3 protein-coding genes are annotated in these 2,308 nt (G+C 30.6%); all 3 read left to right on the top strand.

The window, feature by feature from the left end; all coding sequences use genetic code 11:
* The first annotated feature begins 118 nt into the window (after positions 1-118).
* The 3 genes from AB1349_13770 to AB1349_13760 are packed head-to-tail and all read left to right on the top strand — an operon-like array spanning position 119 to position 2,193.
* Positions 119-667: a tetratricopeptide repeat protein gene (locus AB1349_13770; GenBank protein ID MEW6558394.1), complete on the top strand. Its 549-nt coding sequence runs from the start codon at positions 119-121 to the stop codon at positions 665-667.
* Positions 667-903 carry a hypothetical protein gene (locus AB1349_13765; GenBank protein MEW6558393.1) on the top strand — a complete coding sequence of 79 codons (237 nt, stop codon included), beginning with the start codon at positions 667-669 and terminating at the stop codon, positions 901-903. Before AB1349_13770 ends, AB1349_13765 begins: the two co-directional genes overlap by 1 nt.
* 30 nt (positions 904-933) lie before the next feature.
* Positions 934-2,193: an STT3 domain-containing protein gene (locus tag AB1349_13760; GenBank protein ID MEW6558392.1), complete on the top strand. Its 1,260-nt coding sequence runs from the start codon at positions 934-936 to the stop codon at positions 2,191-2,193.
* The last annotated feature ends 115 nt before the right edge of the window (positions 2,194-2,308 follow it).

Here is a 2,308-nt window from a genome sequence, read left to right as displayed (position 1 = left end):
CGGCGACAAAGTAACTGCACAAACTATACAGAAATACATCCAATATCAAAGAGCAGAAGAAGACAGACGCCAGTTAAAACTTGACTTTTAAGATACCCCGCAGCTTGCTGCGGGGAGTATGTCATTGTATGAATTAAAAAGATATAAGGAAGCAGAAAAAACATACAGAGAAGTGATAAGGATAAATCCAAATAATTCAAAAGCGCGATACAATTTGGGAAATTTGTTAGACGATTTTAAAAGATATAAAGAAGCGGAAAAGGAATACAGGAAAGTGATAAGGATAAATCCAAATTTTGCAGAGGCACACAACAATCTTGGCCGTTTATTGTTTATTTTAGATAAAAATGAGGAAGCGATAAGAGAATATAAGAAAGCGATAAAGATAAACCCGAATCTTGCAGAGGCGTACAACAACCTCGGGATTTTATTGTATAACTCAAACAGATTTGAAGAAGCAGAGAAAGCATACAGAGAAGCAACAAGGATAAATTTGAATTATACAAATGCGTACAACAATTTGGGCAAATTATATTGCAAACTAAAAGAATATAACAAAGCACTTCAGCAATTTAATACAGCTTTAAAATTATCACCGAATGATAAATCTATAAAAAAACAAATTAATCTTTTAGAGCAAATAATAGAGAAAAACAAGGACAAATAATGATGATGACGAAAAATCTTTTGATTTCTAAATTTCTTTTTCTTATTATTTTTTTACTAACTACTATACTTGGAGCGGAATGGAATGTACAAACGGTAAATACAAACGCTGGATGGAGCACTTCTATTGCGGTTGACTCTAATGGTGAGCCGCATATTTCTTATATGGATCTTAAAAATTATACTCTTAAATATACAAAGTGGAATGGTTCAAAGTGGGAAATACAAACAGGGTGAGTTTTTCGGTAAGGTTTTGATGAAGAAAACATGAAAAAACTTTTACAGAAGTTGTCCCGAACTTGTTTCGGAAGTAAATGGTTTGCAATTATAATTGTTGTTGCAGTTTATTTTGCTATTTCTTTTTATAAAGTTTATCTTACAAAAAACCTACCTCAATACGATTCAAAAGATGATACAGATTTTTATTGGACAGAAGAAGCTTTCCAATATCGTTATGCTAAAATGGTTGCTAATGGTGAAAAAATTTCTGAAATTGACTATAAAGCGCAATATCCTGAGGGTGTTTATGTATATAAGGACTTGACAATTTTTATGGAAAAAATCCACGGTATTATATACAGGATATTTCTTAAAAACACCGGAATGTCATTTTCCCAGTTCCTTATCTATTTTGTTAGTTTCTTTTCATCTATAAGTATAATTGCGGTTTTCTTTATAACAAAAGAATTATGGAATAATCATTTGGCAGGATTAATGTCATCTGCTTTTTACTCTATTTCTCTGGCAACTATTACAAGAACAATTGGCGCATATGAATATGAAAATTTTGCGTTACCATTTATATTTTTTAGTTTATATTTTTTTCTGAAATCAATAAATTCAAAAAGCAATTTTTATCTAATCGGTTCAGCAGTATGTCTGTCCGTTGCTTTGATTTCTTGGCATTTTACAAGATTTTACTTTTTATTATTTACAATAATCGTTACCGCTCTTTTCTTTTTGTATTATCCGAATATCGTTTCTTTAGTAAAAAGTTTTGTTTTTATTGTTATTTTTTGCATAATTACAGGTATAATAAATCCTGTTTTACAGACAACATCTTTTTTACTTTCTCCCGCGATGTTGATTTCTTATGGTTTAATAGTAACTTATATTTTCAGGCATTATATTTATTTCAATCGTAAGTTAATGTTCCTGTTTTTTGCTTTTGTTGTGATAACAGCAGTTATAGTTTCAAATATTTTTTTAGAACAAAAAGGATATTCTCATGTATACGATTTATTCATATACAAAACATTGAACTTTTTAAAAAAACCAGAATTACCTTCGCAATTACCTTATTCTGCGAGGTTTTTATGGATAGAAGCATTCAACAGTACTGCTCTTTTAAGGATAATTTACTTTTTCTTGATTGTATTGTTATTTGCTTTACCCGGATTGTTTAAAAGCGTGAAAGATATTATAAAACAAAAATTAACTTTGGACAAAACAATGTTTCTTTTTCTTGCTATCTCTTGGGGTTTGCTTTATCTGTATGTAGAACGACTTGTTGTTTTTTTTATTTAAATGTCGCCGAATACCCCGCAGCTTGCTGCGGGGATGAAGGCGACCGACAAATTTTGCCAAATTTTGTATAATGTAATATGTGGAGCTAAGACGAGCAAGTCACGCTGTATATGAA

This window comes from Elusimicrobiota bacterium, assembly GCA_040757695.1.
Taxonomy (GTDB): Bacteria; Elusimicrobiota; UBA8919; order UBA8919; family UBA8919; genus JBFLWK01.
Note: the sequence above shows the minus strand (reverse complement) of the source record. Positions and strands in the feature narration are given on the sequence as shown.

Excerpts from the sequence above, each read along its gene's own strand:
- AB1349_13770 (MEW6558394.1), top strand. The coding sequence starts at position 119 with ATGTCATTGTATGAATTAAAAAGATATAAGGAAGCAGAAAAAACATAC.
- AB1349_13765 (MEW6558393.1), top strand. The coding sequence starts at position 667 with ATGATGATGACGAAAAATCTTTTGATTTCTAAATTTCTTTTTCTTATT.
- AB1349_13760 (MEW6558392.1), top strand. The coding sequence starts at position 934 with ATGAAAAAACTTTTACAGAAGTTGTCCCGAACTTGTTTCGGAAGTAAA.